General features: G+C 57.2%; 2 protein-coding genes. Both read right to left on the reverse strand.

Annotated features, from left to right (window positions below):
• Nucleotides 1-170: carbamoyl-phosphate synthase domain-containing protein (locus NW807_RS09980; protein ID WP_414426010.1), on the reverse strand; the 170-nt coding region annotated here is incomplete at its 3' end.
• A gap of 61 nt (nucleotides 171-231) precedes the next feature.
• Nucleotides 232-587: hypothetical protein (locus NW807_RS09985; RefSeq protein WP_414426009.1), on the reverse strand; the 356-nt coding region annotated here is incomplete at its 5' end.

The following is a 587-nucleotide window of genomic DNA, read 5'->3' on the forward strand; positions in this document are numbered from 1 at the left end:
TCCTGGTAGCCGGTCATGCCCGTGTTGAACACCACCTCGCCCACCGCCGTGCCCGCTGCCCCAAAGGACCAGCCGGCAAAGGAAGTGCCATCGGCCAGCACCAGCAGAGCCGGCTGACGAGATTGCCAAGGAAAGGTTTTTTCCTGAAGGATTGGGGAAGAAGGGGCCATGCGCTACCCAAAAACATCGGCCTGACCATCCTACCCCCTTTCAAGGAGGTTGCAAGGCTGGCTAGTCTTCTGCATCTGTTCTCCTTGCACAAGCCGGGTCGTTGTCCTTGCGGATGGTGCCTATCAAGGTGCTCACCACCACGCAGCGGTTTTCGCCCTGGGAGTAGGTGCTGCTAACTACAAAGCGACCCAGTCGACGGGCGCGGCCATCGGATTCAAAAACCGCCCTTCCGTTGGCGAAGGTGGGGGCGTTCTCTATAACCTCCACTGACTGCTCTGGTATAACCTCCACTGACTGCTCTGGTATGGCAATTAAAGTGGATGTCACTTCATCAGGGAAGGTACTGTTGACGGTTACAAAATTATTCAGGCGCACCCGCTGACAGGGAGTAGGCTCATCGCAACGGCCTTCCTCGT

Source organism: Synechococcus sp. R70.1, from assembly GCF_047461675.1.
Lineage (GTDB): Bacteria > Cyanobacteriota > Cyanobacteriia > Thermostichales > Thermostichaceae > Thermostichus.